The 16,527-nt window shown below is 51.0% G+C and carries 13 protein-coding genes; 5 read left to right on the top strand and 8 right to left on the bottom strand.

Going from position 1 to position 16,527, the window contains the following annotated elements; genetic code table 11:
- Positions 1–21: 21 nt before the first annotated feature.
- From ACYVIY_RS12585 to ACYVIY_RS12575, 3 genes are all read right to left on the bottom strand, one after another.
- On the bottom strand, positions 22–561 hold the full coding sequence (locus ACYVIY_RS12585) for a hypothetical protein (protein ID WP_460976706.1): 540 nt from the start codon (positions 559–561) through the stop codon (positions 22–24).
- A gap of 51 nt (positions 562–612) precedes the next feature.
- Positions 613–1,065, bottom strand: a complete 453-nt coding sequence (locus tag ACYVIY_RS12580; RefSeq protein ID WP_460976705.1) for a phage holin family protein — start codon at positions 1,063–1,065, stop codon at positions 613–615.
- 294 nt (positions 1,066–1,359) lie between these two features.
- Positions 1,360–1,746, bottom strand: coding sequence for a TraR/DksA family transcriptional regulator (locus ACYVIY_RS12575; RefSeq protein WP_460976704.1), 387 nt, complete (start codon positions 1,744–1,746; stop codon positions 1,360–1,362).
- Between the two features lie 341 nt (positions 1,747–2,087).
- Here ACYVIY_RS12575 and ACYVIY_RS12570 point away from each other — a divergent pair, with 341 nt between their 5' ends.
- Together ACYVIY_RS12570 and ACYVIY_RS12565 are read left to right on the top strand one after the other, a co-directional pair.
- Positions 2,088–3,362 carry a Glu/Leu/Phe/Val family dehydrogenase gene (locus tag ACYVIY_RS12570; RefSeq protein WP_460976703.1) on the top strand — a complete coding sequence of 425 codons (1,275 nt, stop codon included), beginning with the start codon at positions 2,088–2,090 and terminating at the stop codon, positions 3,360–3,362.
- Positions 3,363–3,487: 125 nt separating this feature from the next.
- Positions 3,488–4,150 carry a phosphatidylserine decarboxylase family protein gene (locus tag ACYVIY_RS12565; RefSeq protein ID WP_460976702.1) on the top strand — a complete coding sequence of 221 codons (663 nt, stop codon included), beginning with the start codon at positions 3,488–3,490 and terminating at the stop codon, positions 4,148–4,150.
- A 35-nt stretch (positions 4,151–4,185) separates the two neighbouring features.
- On the opposite strand, the gene ACYVIY_RS12560 is transcribed toward ACYVIY_RS12565, so the two are convergent.
- The gene (locus ACYVIY_RS12560; protein WP_460976701.1) at positions 4,186–4,986 is read right to left on the bottom strand and encodes an SMP-30/gluconolactonase/LRE family protein; all 801 of its coding nucleotides are present in this window, start codon (positions 4,984–4,986) and stop codon (positions 4,186–4,188) included.
- 186 nt (positions 4,987–5,172) lie between these two features.
- Here ACYVIY_RS12560 and ACYVIY_RS12555 point away from each other — a divergent pair, with 186 nt between their 5' ends.
- Entirely contained in the window at positions 5,173–6,840 is a 1,668-nt protein-coding gene (locus ACYVIY_RS12555) for a GMC family oxidoreductase (RefSeq protein ID WP_460976700.1), read from the top strand.
- 8 nt (positions 6,841–6,848) lie between these two features.
- Here ACYVIY_RS12555 and ACYVIY_RS12550 read toward each other — a convergent pair whose 3' ends face one another.
- The 4 genes from ACYVIY_RS12550 to ACYVIY_RS12535 form a co-directional block, all read right to left on the bottom strand.
- On the bottom strand, positions 6,849–7,943 hold the full coding sequence (locus tag ACYVIY_RS12550) for an alginate O-acetyltransferase AlgX-related protein (protein WP_460976699.1): 1,095 nt from the start codon (positions 7,941–7,943) through the stop codon (positions 6,849–6,851).
- Between the two features lie 35 nt (positions 7,944–7,978).
- Entirely contained in the window at positions 7,979–9,421 is a 1,443-nt protein-coding gene (locus ACYVIY_RS12545) for an MBOAT family O-acyltransferase (protein WP_460976698.1), read from the bottom strand.
- A 113-nt stretch (positions 9,422–9,534) separates the two neighbouring features.
- Positions 9,535–10,146 (bottom strand): hypothetical protein, encoded by a 612-nt coding sequence (locus ACYVIY_RS12540; protein ID WP_460976697.1) that lies wholly within the window; start codon positions 10,144–10,146, stop codon positions 9,535–9,537.
- 41 nt (positions 10,147–10,187) lie between these two features.
- A complete protein-coding gene (locus ACYVIY_RS12535) occupies positions 10,188–10,817 on the bottom strand; it encodes an MgtC/SapB family protein (RefSeq protein ID WP_460976984.1) in 630 nt (209 codons plus the stop codon).
- 162 nt (positions 10,818–10,979) lie between these two features.
- On the opposite strand from ACYVIY_RS12535, the gene uvrA reads away from it, so the two are divergent.
- Entirely contained in the window at positions 10,980–13,883 is a 2,904-nt protein-coding gene (gene uvrA, locus ACYVIY_RS12530) for an excinuclease ABC subunit UvrA (protein WP_460976696.1), read from the top strand.
- Between the two features lie 205 nt (positions 13,884–14,088).
- A complete protein-coding gene (locus ACYVIY_RS12525; protein ID WP_460976695.1) occupies positions 14,089–16,473 on the top strand; it encodes a DUF11 domain-containing protein in 2,385 nt (794 codons plus the stop codon).
- Positions 16,474–16,527 lie beyond the last annotated feature (54 nt).

Genomic DNA, 16,527 nt, shown 5'->3' with positions numbered 1-16,527 from the left:
AGCGCTTTTTTGCCGGATGATCTATGATTCCGAAGTGTAACTAACAGGCTGGGTTGGAGCCTTTTCGTGGTACTTTGTTGGATCGGCGGCTGGGTTGATGGCATTATTATGACGGATGCGGGCTAAAAAACCAGCTAGCTGCTCGCGGGCAATGTTGGTTAGCACTGACGTGACCAAACCACCGATCAGACCGCTGGCGGCTGCTGATTTCTGCGTTTTCTTGGCTTGCTGTTTTACGGCCTTATGAGTTGACGGCTGAGCCTGAGCGTACGATTCGTCATCGTCCTCTTCGTCGTCATCATCCTCATAATCGTCTTCGTCGCGCTCGCCATATTTCTCGGCGTAACGATACTCATCGGATTTGGGCAGAATCGCATTAACAACCAAATATACGGCTAAAGCGGCACCCGCAACAAATGCAGCGGTTTTACCTAACTCCGTTGCATCGCCCTTCATGGAGTCAACACCGTCTGAGATTGAACTTTTGAAGCGCTCAGTAGCGGCCATCAGTTGTGCCCGACGAGCAGTTGTGTCAGCGAATGGTACTTTAGGGTCTTCCATAAACTATGTATTGGCTAGGTGAGAAATCTGATATATGTAGCGGATTAATAATCAATACGTTTTAGGCGTGGTTTGAGCCTGTTCCACGTAACGTCCGCTTTCGTTCAGCGATGTTCGGGTCTGCGCCATCAACTCTTGCACAGCCTCTGACTTTTCATCCTTTTTCTTTTCCTGACTTTTCTTGATGGCATTATAAGCCGCCACCCGAATTTTCGATTTAAAGAAATCTTTTCCCGCAACCCAGATCAGCGTCATGACCAGAAAAAAGCCAGCCACAATTAAGAATCCCAGATACCGGCTGTCGGTTACCTCGTTCAAATAAGCAGCTAGCAGACTGAATATGAATATAGTGGTCATGGTTGCCAGCAGCGCGAGTACGACCCCGTGAATCCCAACAACGACACCTTCTTCTACTTTCCCGCGGGTTTCCAGCGTAAACAGCTCGATGCGGGCTTCCAGATAGCGGAATATATTCTCCCGAATTTCTTCCAAGCGTTCCAGCATGATCGTATTTGTTTAAATTTACTATGCTGTATTTACAAAAAACCGCCCAATTTGTTTTAAAAACATAGCCTATCGCTTCTGATGGCTAAAAAGCTTCAGTTTAACGCATTACTCCTACGTTTAAGAGAGTCCGAAGCAACTGGCTCCAGACACGGGTTTTGGTAACGACTGCTGTACGGGTTGAAAATCCGGAACAAGATTGTAGAAAAAACGCTCGCTCGAGCGCAAACAAAAAGCCCGCAAGACCAATGACTGATCATTGGTCCTGCGGGCTTTAATAAACTCGTATTGCGGCTATTTAGACTGCCGAAGTTTAGCTTCGATAGTTTGCTGAGTATGCGGCACAGCGCGAAGACGCTCTTTAGGGATCAGCTTACCTGTGTCCTTACAAATGCCATACGTACCGTTTTTGATTCGGACCATAGCAGCGTCTAACTGCTGGATAAACTTTTGCAGCCGGGCAGCCAACTGACTTAAATTTTCGCGTTCGCTGGTGTCAGCGCCGTCTTCCAGAAGCTTCGAGTTACCAGATGTATTGTCAGTACCGCTGTCGTTACGTTTACTAAGGGTTTCCTTTATGTAGTTCAACTCGCTGCGGGTCGCTTCGAGCTTCTGACTGATCAGTTCTTGGAACTCTTTCAAGTCTTCTTCTGAATATCTCTTTTTCTCTTCCTGGACCATAGCAAGTGATCAATTTGATGGGTGTATGATATTAACCACAAAATTAATGGTTTGTAAGCGGCTTTTCAATGGCTGAAGACACTATAACTGGTGCTAATTCTCATTTTATAGAAAATCTAGCGAATTGCACTCCGATACTTACACAAATTATTATTCTGGTATAATTGCTTAATAGAACGTAGTATTTGGTTTAATACCGCCTTAGTAAGACTTTCTCTTGTCTAATTAATTTATACTAATCGTAGAAAAAATATACTTTTGGTAATGTTATTTCTCATTTATTAAGTTTGCGGGACACTTCATTCGCAAAATTGTTTTATAGCTAAGCGTTAATTATAGCCATGGCGTATATTGAACCAGCTCCCATAAAAGATAAAGAAAATCCGCTCGAATCGATGATGTCGCGTTTCGATGCGGCTGCCCGTTTGTTAGGTATTTCTGATGAAATGTATGACATCCTGAAAGTACCCGCCCGACAGGTGATTGTTGGATTGCCCGTTACGATGGATAACGGAACCATTAAGGTTTTTGAAGGATATCGCGTTATTCACTCCAATATTCTTGGGCCCGCTAAAGGCGGAATTCGACTCGATCCGGCGGTTAACCTCGATGAGGTACGAGCTCTAGCGGCCTGGATGACCTGGAAATGTGCCGTTGTGGATATCCCCTACGGTGGGGCTAAGGGCGGTATAGCCTGTAACCCGCGGGAGATGTCGGCGGGAGAAATTGAGCGGCTGATTCGCCAGTATACCGTAGCCATGCTCGACGTAATTGGGCCCGATCGGGATATTCCGGCACCGGATATGGGAACGGGACCCCGTGAAATGGCCTGGATCGTTGACGAATACTCAAAAGCAAAGGGCATGACCGTCAACAACGTGGTTACCGGTAAACCGCTCGTATTAGGCGGTTCGCTGGGCCGTACGGAAGCTACTGGTCGTGGGGTTACGGTTGCGGCTTTGGCCGCGATGGACAAGCTACGGATGAATCCGTACCGGGCCACAGCCGCCGTCCAGGGCTTTGGTAACGTAGGCTCATTTGCGGCCGAGTTGCTGCATGAGCGTGGTGTTACGGTTGTTGCCGTCAGCGATATTTCGGGCGGGTACTACAATGCGATCGGCATTGACATCACAGCCGCGGTTAATTACCGGAATGCCAATAAAGGCACTTTAGAAGGATTCAGTGGCGCGGAAAAAATATCCAACGAAGAATTGCTGTCCTTGCCGGTCGACGTATTGGTGCCAGCGGCTAAAGAAGACGTAATTACGGATGATAACGCGGGGTCGATCCAGGCTAAAATGATTGTGGAAGGTGCAAACGGCCCAACTTCGGCCAGTGCGGACGAGATCATCAACAGCAAAGGCATTCTGGTTGTGCCTGATATTCTGGCGAATGCAGGCGGGGTTACCGTATCATACTTCGAATGGGTGCAGAACCGAATCGGCTATAAATGGACACTTGACCGGATTAACCGCCGTGCCGACCGCGTTATGAAAGATGCTTTCGATCGCGTATTCGAGACGTCACAGAAGTATCAGGTACCGATGCGTCTGGCAGCTTATATTGTGGCAATCGACAAAGTTGCCAGTACGTATAAGTTCCGGGGTGGCTATTAATTGATTTAATTTGCGAAACGGCTCAGGACGGGCGACGCTTTATCAGTTTTGTCGCCAACTTGCGTAAGGCATCCCATTTGAGGGCTCGTTTCGTAAATCATACCACATAAATCGTTACTTATTACATGCGCTTACACCGCGAAGGATACACCATAATGCTTACTACAGGGCTGATTTTAGTAGCCCTGGATCTGCTGGCTTATTATTTTTTGTTTTCCGATAATCCAACGGCCCTTGTCATATTGCTGATCGCCAGTCTGATTTTTTTCGGGCTGATTGTGCAGTTTTTTCGGGTACCCAGCCGCCAGTTGACCATGGGAGAATCTCAGGTGATTGCCCCGGCTGATGGTACGATCGTCGTGATTGAAGAAGCAGAAGAAGGTGAGTACTTCAAAGCGCGTCGTCGGCAAATATCAATTTTCATGTCACCGCTGAACGTGCACGTAAACCGAAATCCGGTATCGGGTATTGTGCGCTACTTTAAATATTATCCGGGCAAATACCTGGTCGCCTGGCATCCAAAGTCAAGCACCGAAAACGAGCGGACAACGGTCGTTATTCAATCGGCGAACGGAATTGAAGTCTTGCTACGTCAGATTGCCGGGGCTGTAGCGCGCCGGATCGTTTGGTACGTGAAAGAAGGGCAGCCCGTTGAGCAGGGATCCGAGTTGGGATTTATCAAATTCGGTTCGCGGGTCGACTTGTTTCTCCCGCTGGATGCTGACATCAAAGTAAATATTGGCGATCGGACCAAAGGGGGCGTAACGGTGCTGGCTGAATTGAAATAACCCGCGCCGTTACGTCTGCCTCTTTTAACGGGCACTTATAAGCGAACGCTTAATAAGTGCCCGTTTTCTGTTTCGGTCACAATGAGTCCCAACTCGCCGGAAGGATCGAATACGCAGTTCGATGGGTTGTTCCCCGGTAAAGGTATGTCTCTGAGCAAAGTGCCTTCGTCAGAAAACACGTTGATCACGCCCGCGCCAAAAACCGCTACGTAGAGATTTCCATCAGGGCCAACCGCCATACCATCCGGACCAGGGATGGGAGCATCGGCGGGCGCGTCAATTACGCTGGTCCACACCCGAATGTTTTCCCAGCTTAAACTGATGGGGTCCCAGTAGCCGCACCAGATTCGCTGCCGATGCGTTTCGCTGATTAGTAAATTCTCCTTATACAACAATAAACCATTTGGGTAAAACAACCCATCGGCAATAACTTCAATCAGGCCAAATGGTGAATAAACCGCTACGTACCCCTGCTGATTACCTTCGGGCGAGCCCGGGCAGCTAAAAATCAGATTGTCGTGCTCGTCGAAAATCAGATCGTTGGGCATATTGAGTGGCTGGCCGTTGACTGTACTCACCATTGTTTCGATTTTTTCCGTTGTTACGTCCAGCCGACGAATCGCGTTATGTCCGGAGTCGCAAAACCAGATGTGATTCCCGTGAACTACCGAGCCGTTTGGCCGCCCTCCGGTATACACGCGCTTTGTGGTGCCATCGGTACGTCGACAAAACAAAGCTTCTCCTTCCTGCTCTACGCACCAGAGGTTTCCATCGGCATCGAAAGCCGGGCCCTCCGGAAAGCGTAATCCTGTTGCCAGTATACGTATGTCATTCATAACGTTGTTGCTGTTGAGTTACTATGCCTTGTCAAAAAATGTGCCGGGCAACTATGAATAAAAAGGATAGCTGGCGCTTTTGTTTGCAAACACGCTGCGTACCTACTACTCGGTAAGGAATGATGTACTAAATGACTTTTTCTTAGGTATATTGTTCCGTCTGATCACCTATATCCAATCTACAAAATGACCTTCGATTATATCATTGTAGGCGCTGGCTCCGCCGGGTGTGTGCTGGCGAATCGCCTTTCGGAAGATCCATCGACGTCTGTTTTGTTGCTGGAAGCCGGTGGGCCAGACAAGAAACTCGAAATTCACATTCCAGCGGCTTATACCAAGCTGCATGGCTCGGCCGTTGACTGGGCTTTCTGGACAGAGCCCCAGCAAGCCCTGAACGGTCGGCGGATGTACCAGCCACGGGGTAAAACGCTGGGCGGCTGCTCATCCACTAACGCTATGGCCTATGTGCGTGGCAACCGGGCTGATTATGACGACTGGGCGGCACTTGGCAATACGGGCTGGAGTTATGAGGACGTATTGCCGTATTTCATCCGCTCGGAGCATAACGAGCAGTATGACCAGCTCGACCCGCAGTACCACGGTCGGGATGGACTCCTGAACGTTACGTATGCCACTCGTTTTCAAACTCCCTTAGCCAGAGCGTTTATTGAGTCGTGCAAACAGACTGGTATTGCTGAAAATCACGATTATAACGGTGCCCGGCAGATAGGGACCGGTTTGTTTCAGTTCACGATTAAGAACGGTCGGCGGCATAGTGCAGCCACGGCCTTTCTGAAACCAGCGCTTCACCGGCCAAATCTGACTGTTGTTACGTATGCGCATACTCGGCAAATTCTCCTTCAACACGATAAGGCCGTTGGGGTTGAGTTTATAACGGGTAAGAATCAAACGCAGCAGGCGATGGCTCGCAAGGAAGTTATTCTTTCCGCCGGGGCATTTCACTCACCGCAGTTGCTGATGGTATCGGGCATTGGCCCCGCCGATACGCTACGTTCAGCGGGCATTGCCGTCAAAAAAGACCTGCCAGGCGTCGGCCAGAATCTACAGGATCATGTATTTACGGGTATAAGCAGTTTAAGTTCACAGCGGGCCGTTTCGGCTAATTTTCACCTCAAACCGCTCAATCAGCTCAAAGGCCTGGCTCAATACTTTGTCAATAAAAAAGGTCCTATGACGATCAGCCCGCTCGAAGCCGTTGCCTTTCTTCGGACTGATGTACCGGACGCGCAGCTACCGCCCGACCGGGTAAACATGCAGTTTCACTTTGCGCCGGTGCATTTTGGCAACGATGGCCAAGCTGATTTTTACGACCTCTCCACCTATCCGCACACCGACGGCTACACGATCTTACCGACCTTACTCAAACCTAAAAGTGTCGGTTCTATCGGACTGCGGTCTAACAACCCGCTCGATGCGCCAGTGATTCAACCGAACTACTTATCCGACGAAGCCGATCGAGCCGTACTGATCAGCGGCATTCGAAAAGCGATTGACGTAATGCAGGCGGATGCGTTCGGTCCATACACGCAGGGAATAAATATGCCGACTAAGTATGATTCGGACGATGCCATTTGGGAGCACATTACGGCTGTTCTGGAAACCGTGTACCATCCGGTGGGTACGTGTAAAATGGGGGCTGATGAAGCGGCTGTCGTCGATGCTGAGCTTCGCGTCCGCGGTATCGAATCACTACGTGTCATCGATGCCTCCGTCATGCCCACCATTGTATCGGGCAATACGAATGCGCCGGTGATTATGATTGCTGAAAAAGGAGCAGATCTTATTCTTGGTCGAACAATCCAAAAGGCGCTTACTCGGGCAGAGGCTGATTAGGCTAACGTTTAGAAAGTCGCCAGGTAGCTAATGTTTCGTTCAACGACTTCGATAACAACCAGATCCGGCTTCTCGGTCTGCACCAGGGTTGTTGCCAGCTTATTGTCCCGCACGAAGAACGACTCCCGAAAATAGCCCGGCAGAAGCTGCATCATGCTGTGGCTGAACGAATCGCCAATAAACAACAGTTTTTTCGTGCCCGAACCGACGTAACGAGTGGATGGAAAGCCGAACGCTGGATTCGGCACCGTTTCAGTTTGGCGGGCCGTACGAGCCGCAACCGGTTTTATAAAATAATAAACCGGGTCTTTCATATCGTCCTGAACAGTCAGCATACGTACCAGATCGCCCCCGATGCCGCGCTGCTTCTGAATCTGAAAATCACTTAAACGCATCGCCGGAACAGACGGCTCATCGCGCAGGATGTAATTGATCAGGCTGGCACAACCGATTAAGGTTCCGTAATCATTCCAGTGCGTATCAGTCTGGTTGTACACAACATGATTACGCTTGGCCGCCCACAACGTATCGCGCACATCGATCAGCGGAAGCCCCTGCTGTACAATGGCCTTCTTTAATACGTCCAGCCGCGTCGGTTCGGCACTGACCTGCAACTGATCGGGCAGATGCTCAGGATAGATGGTATGCGAATCGGGCGCGATAAACACGTAAAGACGAATACCCTGCCGAGCCAGTTCCTGTTGGCGCAATTGCAGATGGTTCGCAATTACGCGGGCGGAATCAGCTGAAAGCGGTTGCAGGCCCCGGTGCTGATCCATGACGTTGTTGTAGCTGTTGCCCAGGTAAAACCAGCCATTCTTACCAACAACAACTTTTTCGGGCAGGGGCGACTCGCCCAGTACGTAGAGTTTCCAGCGGCTGTAGGCATAGAACAAGGCGTTACGCCAGCCAAAATTCTCTTTGTAGTACTGATCAAACTGCTTGACGAAGCTGCGTACGTGCGGAAAATTTAACGGAGGAACACCGTTCAGTTGCCGATTTTCGGTACTGCCGAACCGGGTCGATAGCCCCAACACCTGATCGAGCATTGGAAGCAGCAGTAGGAGCGCGAAAACGTAAGCAATGAGCTTTGACCGGAGCATAACAGATCGCCGAACGAAGCGGCTTTGATAGCAGATTAAAATCTAAAATAGATAAATGGATTGTAGGTGTCGGCGGCTAGATACGCCACCGCCATGACGAACAGGCCGACCAGCCCCAGCACATAAGCTGCGTCCAGCGTAAACCGAGTCGGCGACGTAACGACCCGTGCCAGCAGCCGGTGCCAGAACGTTTGAAACTGGTGATAAACCGGAGTCGCGATGATACACCCAACCACCAGCGAGACAATAATCTCGGCGGACATGAAATATGACAGCGGATACGCTACCTGATCGGCTGCTGGTACCAGACCCGCCATTTTTTGCAGATACGCCAGTGCTGACGTCAGATCTTCGGCCCGGAAGAACACCCAGCCAATCAGGACAACAAGCAAGGTGTAGATATGCGCAATGGGCGACCAGACGCGGTCGAGCCGCTTCCCTAACCCGGCCCGCTCGATGAGCAAAAACAGGCCGTGGTACAGCCCCCAGATGATAAAATTCCAGCTGGCACCGTGCCACAACCCAGTCACGAAGAACACAATCAACAAGTTACGGTACGTTCGGGCTTTGTTACCGCGGTTGCCACCGAGCGGAATGTACAGATAGTCGCGGAACCAGCTCGACAGCGAGATGTGCCAGCGTCGCCAGAAGTCCTGGATCGAACGGGAAATGTAGGGGTAGTTAAAGTTCTCTTTAAAGTCGAAGCCGACCATCTTACCTAAGCCGATGGCCATATCGGAATAGCCCGAGAAGTCGAAATAGATCTGAAGGCTATACGCAATAATACCCAGCCAGGCGGTTGCAGTAGAATACGTGTCCGGTGAAGCGTTGAAGATGGTATCGGCCAGGCTGGCGAACGTGTTGGCCAGCAAGACTTTTTTGGCCAGTCCGAGAATAAACCGCTCCGCTCCTACCCCAAATTTTTCAACCGTAACGGTGCGGTCGGCCAACTCAGGCGCGATGTCTGCATAGCGAACGATCGGGCCAGCGATCTGGTGCGGAAACATCGCTACGTAGGTTCCGTAGTCTAGAAAGCTACGATTGGCTTTGATACGTCCCCAGTAAATATCCAGCGTATACGAAATGCCCTGAAACGTATAAAAGCTAATCCCGATGGGCAGGGCAATTTGAGCCAGCGCCAGGTTGTCGGCTACCGGCAGAGTCAGCGCTTCGGCAAAACCACGTACCGAGTCGACCAGAAAATTGGTGTATTTGTAGTAAAACAGCAGCGATAAACTACCAACCAGCGACAGCAACAGACCAGCCCGGCGTTGACCATTTTCGACCAGTCGACCAGCTATAAAATTGATTAGGGCAGATAGCAGCAAAACCAACACGACCGGACCTTCACCCCAGGCATAGAAGACCAAGCTAGCGCCGAACAGAAACGCATTACGCCAGCGATGCGGGAGCAGGTAGTAAGCAATCAGGAAAAACGGCAGGTACAAAAACAAAAAAATGGCCGAACTGAACAGCATACGGACGGGTAATAAGTCAGGCCAAAGTTAGGGAAAAGCCCCGAAAGGAAGAGCGGCTGAGGCAGCAGATGGTCATCTGCTGCCTCAGCCGCTCATAAATAGAAGAACTGGTACTAGAAAAAGGACAACCGGATGATGAACGGACTGCCGTAAATAGAACGCGCAATGTTGTTGTCATTCAGGTTGTACAGGGCGGTCAGGTTAACGCCGAACCGCCGGGAAATGGGCTGCGAGTACGTCAGACCGAGCAAAGGAGCGGTTAGACCAACACTTGCTTTCTGCCCCGACTGATCTTCTTTAACCTGAATCGTCGTATTTTCGATTTCGCCGTGCAGGTACAGATTCGGAACAATGGCTGGTAACGCTTCGTACATCACAAATCCGCGTCCGCCGTACTGATTATAGGTTGTTGGAACGTAATAGGGCAATTTGTAACGGGTGTACGTATAGCTTCCGCCGACGCCGATCAGCATCCGCTCGGTAGCCTGATACGCTATAACCGGCGATACGCCCAGGCTGAATGGGTTTCCAAACCGGAATCCGTTGATACCACCCCCAAACCGAAGCCGCTGGCCAAATGGTAATGGGCGACCTTCGGGCGTTTGCGTCCGCAGTGGGTCTTTACCCTGCTCCTGGCGATCTTCGGGGTCGGCGGTAAGCTGACCAAATGCAACACTGCTACTTAATAAGGCTGTGATAAACAGCAACTTCTGAATATAATTCATGTTTGTTTAGACAGAATAGAAAATCAACACTAATAACGAAATCAGAACGTAAATTCTTTTACTTCGGGGTCGTTGAGTAAACGTTTAATGCACTTTTCGTGGTTCCTCTCCGAGCCTTCTACCCGCCATTGGCCAATGATCTGGTCGCCGATGCGTTGCTGTTGATTACGCGTGGGCGACAAGCCGCATTCTTCAAAAAACTTCTCGTACTGATCAAGCGTCTTATTCCGGAATGCCGTTACAATTCTGTAATCGCGGGTTTGATTCAGTTTCTGAATTCCTCGGGTAAATTTGGCCAAGATTAATAACGGACCGAGAATAAACGCAAAACCAATACTTGCAATATCGTAGTGACCACTTCCTAAACACATGCCCAATGCTGATACCGCCCAAACGGTAGCCGCCGTAGTTAAGCCCCGTACCCGATTGTCTTCGCGCAGAATAATTCCCGCCCCCAGAAACCCGATTCCATTGACAATATTGGCAGCAATGCGATCGTCGGAGCTGCCAAGCCGACCCGACACCAGCGTAAACAAAGCCGATCCCACGCAAATTAAGATCATTGTTCGGAATCCGGCCGCTTTGCCGTGATACTCCCGCTCCGCGCCAATGACTCCGCCCGTAATCAGCGCAGCAGTCAAACGAATGATATCATCCTGGGCAAACTCCATCGTTCTAAATACAGTATACGGCAATACGTAACCGGCTGTTGCAGCCGCTGATACCGTATTAATTCTGGCCACTCCAGACCCTGAATGAGAATCGCAGCCTGGAGAAACCATATTTCAAAATAAACCGTTAAAAATAAGATAGAGTTTACCCTACTTCAACGAATGACTCAACCTGCGGAGACCGAACGCCGGAATGCCGAACAACCGCGTTCCGTTGACCACCTCGACCCCAAACAGTTTATAATAATTAAGGGAGCGAAAGTACATAATCTTAAAGGAATAGACGTTGCCATCCCTCGCAATCAGTTGGTTGTGCTGACGGGTCTGTCGGGCTCGGGCAAGTCATCTTTAGCCTTTGATACGTTGTTTGCCGAAGGCCAGCGCATGTACGTTGAAAGCCTGAGCAGTTACGCCCGGCAGTTTTTAGGCCGAATGGAAAAGCCCGAAGTCGAATACATCAAGGGCGTTTCACCGGCCATCGCCATCGAACAAAAAGTATCGACCCGAAATCCACGCTCAACGGTTGGAACGTCCACCGAAATTTACGATTATCTGAAGTTGCTGTTTGCCCGGGCGGGTATCACCTACTCCCCTATTTCGGGTCAGGAAGTACGCCGGGATACGGTTACGGATGTGATTAACTATATCTTCTCCTACGAAGATAGTCAGCGGGTCATGATCATGACACCCCTACTGATTCATTCCGGGCGCACACTCGACTACGAATTAAAAATACTGCTTCAGAAAGGGTATACCCGTATTGTCGTAAATGGGGAGGTTCAGCAGATTGAAGAGTTGCTGGAGCAAGATTTGGATACCATCAATGCGTTACCGAACCAGGGCAACCTGGAGTTGCTGGTAGACCGAGGTACGGTGATTCTGGACGCGGATGGCAACCCCGACGAAGATACTCAGTACCGGTTTTCGGATTCGGTGCAAACGGCTTTCAGCGAAGGCGATGGCATTTGCCGCGTCGACGTAGTAGGCAAGGAGTCGCGCGTGTTCTCCGATAAGTTTGAACTGGACGGAATTGCGTTCGAAGAGCCGAGCGTCAATCTGTTTACGTTCAATAATCCGTACGGAGCCTGCCGCCGGTGCGACGGTTTTGGCAAAGTGCTGGGTATCGATCCAGATCTGGTTATTCCCGATAAAAACTTATCTGTCTTTGAGGGGGCCATTATGCCCTGGCGGAGTGAAAAGATGAGCGAGGAGTTTTTGAAACCCTTGCTTCGGAACGGGATTCGTTTCAACTTTCCCATTCACCGGCCTTACAAAGAGCTAACGCCCGCTGAGCAGGAACTGCTCTGGACCGGCAATAAATATTTCGATGGTCTGAACGCTTTCTTTGCATACGTAGAAAGTCAGACATTCAAGGTGCAGTATCGGGTGATGCTTTCGCGCTACCGCGGCAAAACGACCTGTCCGGAATGTCGGGGCTCGCGCTTACGCAAAGACGCGGGCTATGTAAAAGTAGCGGGTAAGTCGATCACCGATCTGGTGTTGATGCCAATCACGCAGGTGGCCGCTTTCTTCCGCGATTTGCAACTGCCCGAACATCAGCATCAGGTTGCAAACCGTATTCTGATCGAAATCCGGAATCGGCTCGATTATATGGAGCGCGTCGGGCTAGGGTATTTAACGCTCAATCGCCTGACGAACACCTTGTCGGGTGGAGAGTACCAACGGATCAAGCTTGCTACGTCGCTGGGATCGGCCCTGGTTGGGTCGATGTATATCCTCGATGAACCCAGTATTGGCCTGCACCCTCGCGACACCAAACGGCTGGTGAGCGTACTGGAATCCCTGCGTGATATGGGCAATACCGTAATTGTCGTGGAACATGAGGAAGAAGTTATGCGGGCCGCTGATCAGTTGATCGATATTGGTCCGGATGCCGGGTCGTTAGGTGGCCATTTAGTATTTCAGGGAACCTGGAAAGAAATTACGGAGGAAACCCATCCTAATACCCTGGCAATAGGGTCTTTACCCTCGCACACCCTTGATTTTCTAACGGGTCGCGAAACGGTACCCGTACCGACATTCCGACGTAAGGCCACTAATTTTCTTGAGCTGAAAGGGGCCCGCGAAAACAACCTGAAAGACGTCGATGTACGTATCCCGTTGAACACGTTAACGGTGGTAACGGGTGTTTCCGGCTCCGGCAAGAGTACGCTCATTCGGAAAGTGCTGTATCCGGCGCTGGTACGTCAGAAAGGCGATGCCGCCGAAGAAGCCGGTAAATACACCGAACTGACCGGTTCGCTCGACCGCATCCAGGCCGTTGAAATGATCGACCAGAACCCGATCGGCAAGTCGTCGCGCTCAAATCCAGTAACCTATATTAAGGCCTATGATTACCTGAGGCAGGTCATGGCCGATCAGCCCGTTGCCAAAGCGCGGGCGTATAAGCCCAGTCATTTCTCCTTCAACGTTGATGGCGGCCGCTGCGAAGTGTGTCAGGGTGAAGGAGAGGTCAAGATCGAGATGCAGTTCATGGCTGACATCTACCTGAAATGCGAAGGCTGTGGCGGCAAACGCTTCAAGCAGGAAGTGTTGGAGGTGACCTTGCAGGATAAAAACGTTTCGGATATTCTGGACATGACCGTCGACGAAGCTGTTGACTTTTTCCGCAAAGCCGACCCTAAAATGGCCGATAAACTCATCCCCCTGCAGGATGTTGGACTTGGGTACATTGGTTTAGGACAGTCGGCTAATACGTTGTCGGGCGGGGAAGCTCAGCGCGTCAAGCTCGCTTCGTTCCTGAGCAAGGGCAATCCAAACAAAGGCAGTACATTGTTCATCTTCGACGAACCGACTACGGGATTGCACTTTCACGACATTCGTAAGCTGTTGTCGGCGATTAACGCCTTAGTCGACCAGGGCGACTCCGTCCTGATTATTGAGCATAATATGGAAGTGATCAAGAGCGCTGACCACATCATTGACCTGGGTCCCGAAGGGGGCGACACCGGCGGCTACGTAACGTTTACCGGTACTCCAGAAGAGATGGTGAAGTTACCTCAAGGCGAAAACTTCACGGCGGATTATCTCCGGGGAAAGGTTTAGATTGCTCAGTGTAGTTTGAATGAGAAGGTGGGTGGAAACATCCGCCTTTTTTGTTGGCCGTTCAGCCCTGCTTAAGCCAGACGAAGATAGAACAAAGCCACTGGCTCCAAGCCGATTCGCGTCAATAGACTACTTTATTCAGAATTAGGTCTACATTGACGATAAAGTTATCTCTATTTTTGCGGTAGAATTTATTCACCGCTAGATGGTTCCTCGTTTTTTGGGGCTGCTATTGCTTGTCAGCCTGCCGTTTTTTGCGTTTGCTCAACTTGAAGTATCTTACCCCATGCCGCGCCTGGTTGTACAGCGCGGAGCTGATGGAAACGGTCGGATCTATATCTCGGGGCGCCTGACCGGTGCCGTTGATCGGGTCGAGGCTCAGTTAACGCCGGTAGCTGCTGGTCAGGGAACTGACACTGGCTGGCAAACCATACAAACGAACCCGACAAACAACCTGTTTCTTGGCTCTATAACCGCATCCGGTGGCTGGTATACCTTAACGGTGCGCTCGATAGTTGGCAGCACAACGGTAGCTCAGGCCGTGGTAGACCCCGTTGGAATTGGAGAGGTGTTTATAACGGCCGGCCAATCGAATTCACGCGGATTGGGTATCGGCGACAATGATTTAGGAACGGCTACGGGCCGCGTCATGTCCATCGATTCCATTAACCACTCATACCCACCCGGTGCGCAGGCGCTGGTTTCGGTAGGTGATCCGTTTCCGGTACCCGTTTTTAAACCCTTAACAGCTGGTCACCGCATCTTTCCAATGGCGGAAAGTTCGTGGGGCTGGGGCGAATTGGGTGACTATATTGTTAACCGCTATAATGTTCCGGTCGCTTACTACGTAACAGGTTGGGACGGCTCCACTATCGATAACTGGTTAAAATCAGCAAACGGTACGCCAACCTGTAACGCCTATTATTGCGTTGAGAACTGGCCGTATTTACAGCCATACACAAATCTTAAAAACGTTCTTCAGTATTACGCATCGATGGCGGGTGTACGGGCCGTCCTGTGGCACCAGGGCGAAGCCGAAGGGGACGTAGCACGTAACGAAATACCACAGTACGCCGAGCGGCTCCGGGCGCTGATCCAAAAAACGCGTCAGGATTTTGGCAACCGCAGTATGCCGTGGGTAATCGCCAGAGCGTCATTCAACGGTCAGGTTACCACTCCGGCAGTGGTTGCTCAGCAGGAAGCCGTTATTGCTACGGCCAATTTCAACGTATTTCAGGGCCCATTTAACGATACTATCCAAAACCGAAATGCGAATACCGTGGATGTTCACTTTCGGAATAGTGCTCGCCCATCACCCCACCCCCGCTATTACCTTAACCCGGCCTCCATCCCGGTCGACATGGGGTTGTCGCGCTTCGCCCGCAACTGGAACAACAGCCTGAACGACGCTTTTTTCCAAAATGCCCAACCCATTACGCCTACTCATTTTGCTGTAACGGGCAACGTAGCCGAATCGATTGCACCCGGTTCAACCATAGACGTTCCGTTCTCAACATTAGGTGCGTTTGCAGGAGATAACCAGTGGCAGGTACAACTGCTGGACGTATCAGGGCAGTTTAAAGCCGTTTTGGGAAGTGGACCAACGAGCCCGGTTCGGGTAACCCTACCCGCTGCCTACCAGAGTGGTCAATTCCGGATACGGGTGGTCGCTACGTCGCCTGCCTTACCGGCCGTGCCATCGAACCCGTTTCGCATAACTAACCAACCGCCAGCCTCTGCGGATCTTAGTTTGGCCATGACGGTAAGTGAGCGCTCACCTTCTGTAAATGAACCGATAACGATCACACTTCTGGTACGTAATGAGGGCAGCAGCACGGTAAATAACGTTGTTGTCCGCAATCGGTTACCGAATAATCTGGCGGTGCTTTCCACCTCCGGCCTGGTCCAGAACAATGGCGTTTTGACCGGAACTGTCGATAACGTAGCGCCTGGCGGTATAGCCGCACTGAGTTTTGTGGCCCGCCCGACCGTAGCTGGAGTATACCGGAACGCGGCCGAAATTAGTCAGGCTTCGGCCACTGATGTGGATAGTCAGCCCGGCTCTGGTACCGGCGATGGTCAGGATGATGCCGCCGAAGTTGATTTCCGCACCCTCGAATTAAGCGGAGCCTTGTTTGTTTCGCCCAATCCTGATCAGGTGCCTTTACCTCCTGTGAGCAGCAACCAGCCCGCGCCTGACCCGAATAAAGCCGATGTGAGCGTCCAGCTGGCGGTTAGTAACCGAACTCCCGCCGTAAACGAGGTAATCACGTATTCCATAACGATCACGAACATGGGTGGTTTACCGGCTACTGGTCTCAGCGTAACGGCTTATTTACCGGCTGGACAAACCTTTGTTCCGGGTGATGATCTGGCCTTGTCGGGTGGAAACATAGTGGGCGGGGTAAGCAGTCTGGACGCAGGGGGTTCCGTTACGTTACGGTTAAAAGCCGTTGCTGTAGTGAGTGGGCGGGGTATAAGTGCCGTTCAGATTTCAGGAGCCGGTCGGCCTGACCCCGATTCTACCCCGAACAATGGCCTCGACAACGGGGAAGACGATACAGCCCAGGTCGATGTCCGCGTAAAGTAAGTGTCCGCGCCTGAGCGAGTGCGCTAGCCGCAGCTCGTATTCTGTTAAACTAGT

This window comes from Spirosoma knui, from assembly GCF_054780635.1.
Note: the sequence above shows the minus strand (reverse complement) of the source record. Positions and strands in the feature narration are given on the sequence as shown.

What these genes read in the sequence shown, in the direction of transcription:
- ACYVIY_RS12585 (WP_460976706.1), bottom strand. Translation starts at nt 561, where the DNA reads ATGGAAGACCCTAAAGTACCATTCGCTGACACAACTGCTCGTCGGGCA.
- ACYVIY_RS12580 (WP_460976705.1), bottom strand. Translation starts at nt 1,065, where the DNA reads ATGCTGGAACGCTTGGAAGAAATTCGGGAGAATATATTCCGCTATCTG.
- ACYVIY_RS12575 (WP_460976704.1), bottom strand. Translation starts at nt 1,746, where the DNA reads ATGGTCCAGGAAGAGAAAAAGAGATATTCAGAAGAAGACTTGAAAGAG.
- ACYVIY_RS12570 (WP_460976703.1), top strand. Translation starts at nt 2,088, where the DNA reads ATGGCGTATATTGAACCAGCTCCCATAAAAGATAAAGAAAATCCGCTC.
- ACYVIY_RS12565 (WP_460976702.1), top strand. Translation starts at nt 3,488, where the DNA reads ATGCGCTTACACCGCGAAGGATACACCATAATGCTTACTACAGGGCTG.
- ACYVIY_RS12560 (WP_460976701.1), bottom strand. Translation starts at nt 4,986, where the DNA reads ATGAATGACATACGTATACTGGCAACAGGATTACGCTTTCCGGAGGGC.
- ACYVIY_RS12555 (WP_460976700.1), top strand. Translation starts at nt 5,173, where the DNA reads ATGACCTTCGATTATATCATTGTAGGCGCTGGCTCCGCCGGGTGTGTG.
- ACYVIY_RS12550 (WP_460976699.1), bottom strand. Translation starts at nt 7,943, where the DNA reads ATGCTCCGGTCAAAGCTCATTGCTTACGTTTTCGCGCTCCTACTGCTG.
- ACYVIY_RS12545 (WP_460976698.1), bottom strand. Translation starts at nt 9,421, where the DNA reads ATGCTGTTCAGTTCGGCCATTTTTTTGTTTTTGTACCTGCCGTTTTTC.
- ACYVIY_RS12540 (WP_460976697.1), bottom strand. Translation starts at nt 10,146, where the DNA reads ATGAATTATATTCAGAAGTTGCTGTTTATCACAGCCTTATTAAGTAGC.
- ACYVIY_RS12535 (WP_460976984.1), bottom strand. Translation starts at nt 10,817, where the DNA reads ATGGAGTTTGCCCAGGATGATATCATTCGTTTGACTGCTGCGCTGATT.
- uvrA (WP_460976696.1), top strand. Translation starts at nt 10,980, where the DNA reads ATGACTCAACCTGCGGAGACCGAACGCCGGAATGCCGAACAACCGCGT.
- ACYVIY_RS12525 (WP_460976695.1), top strand. Translation starts at nt 14,089, where the DNA reads ATGGTTCCTCGTTTTTTGGGGCTGCTATTGCTTGTCAGCCTGCCGTTT.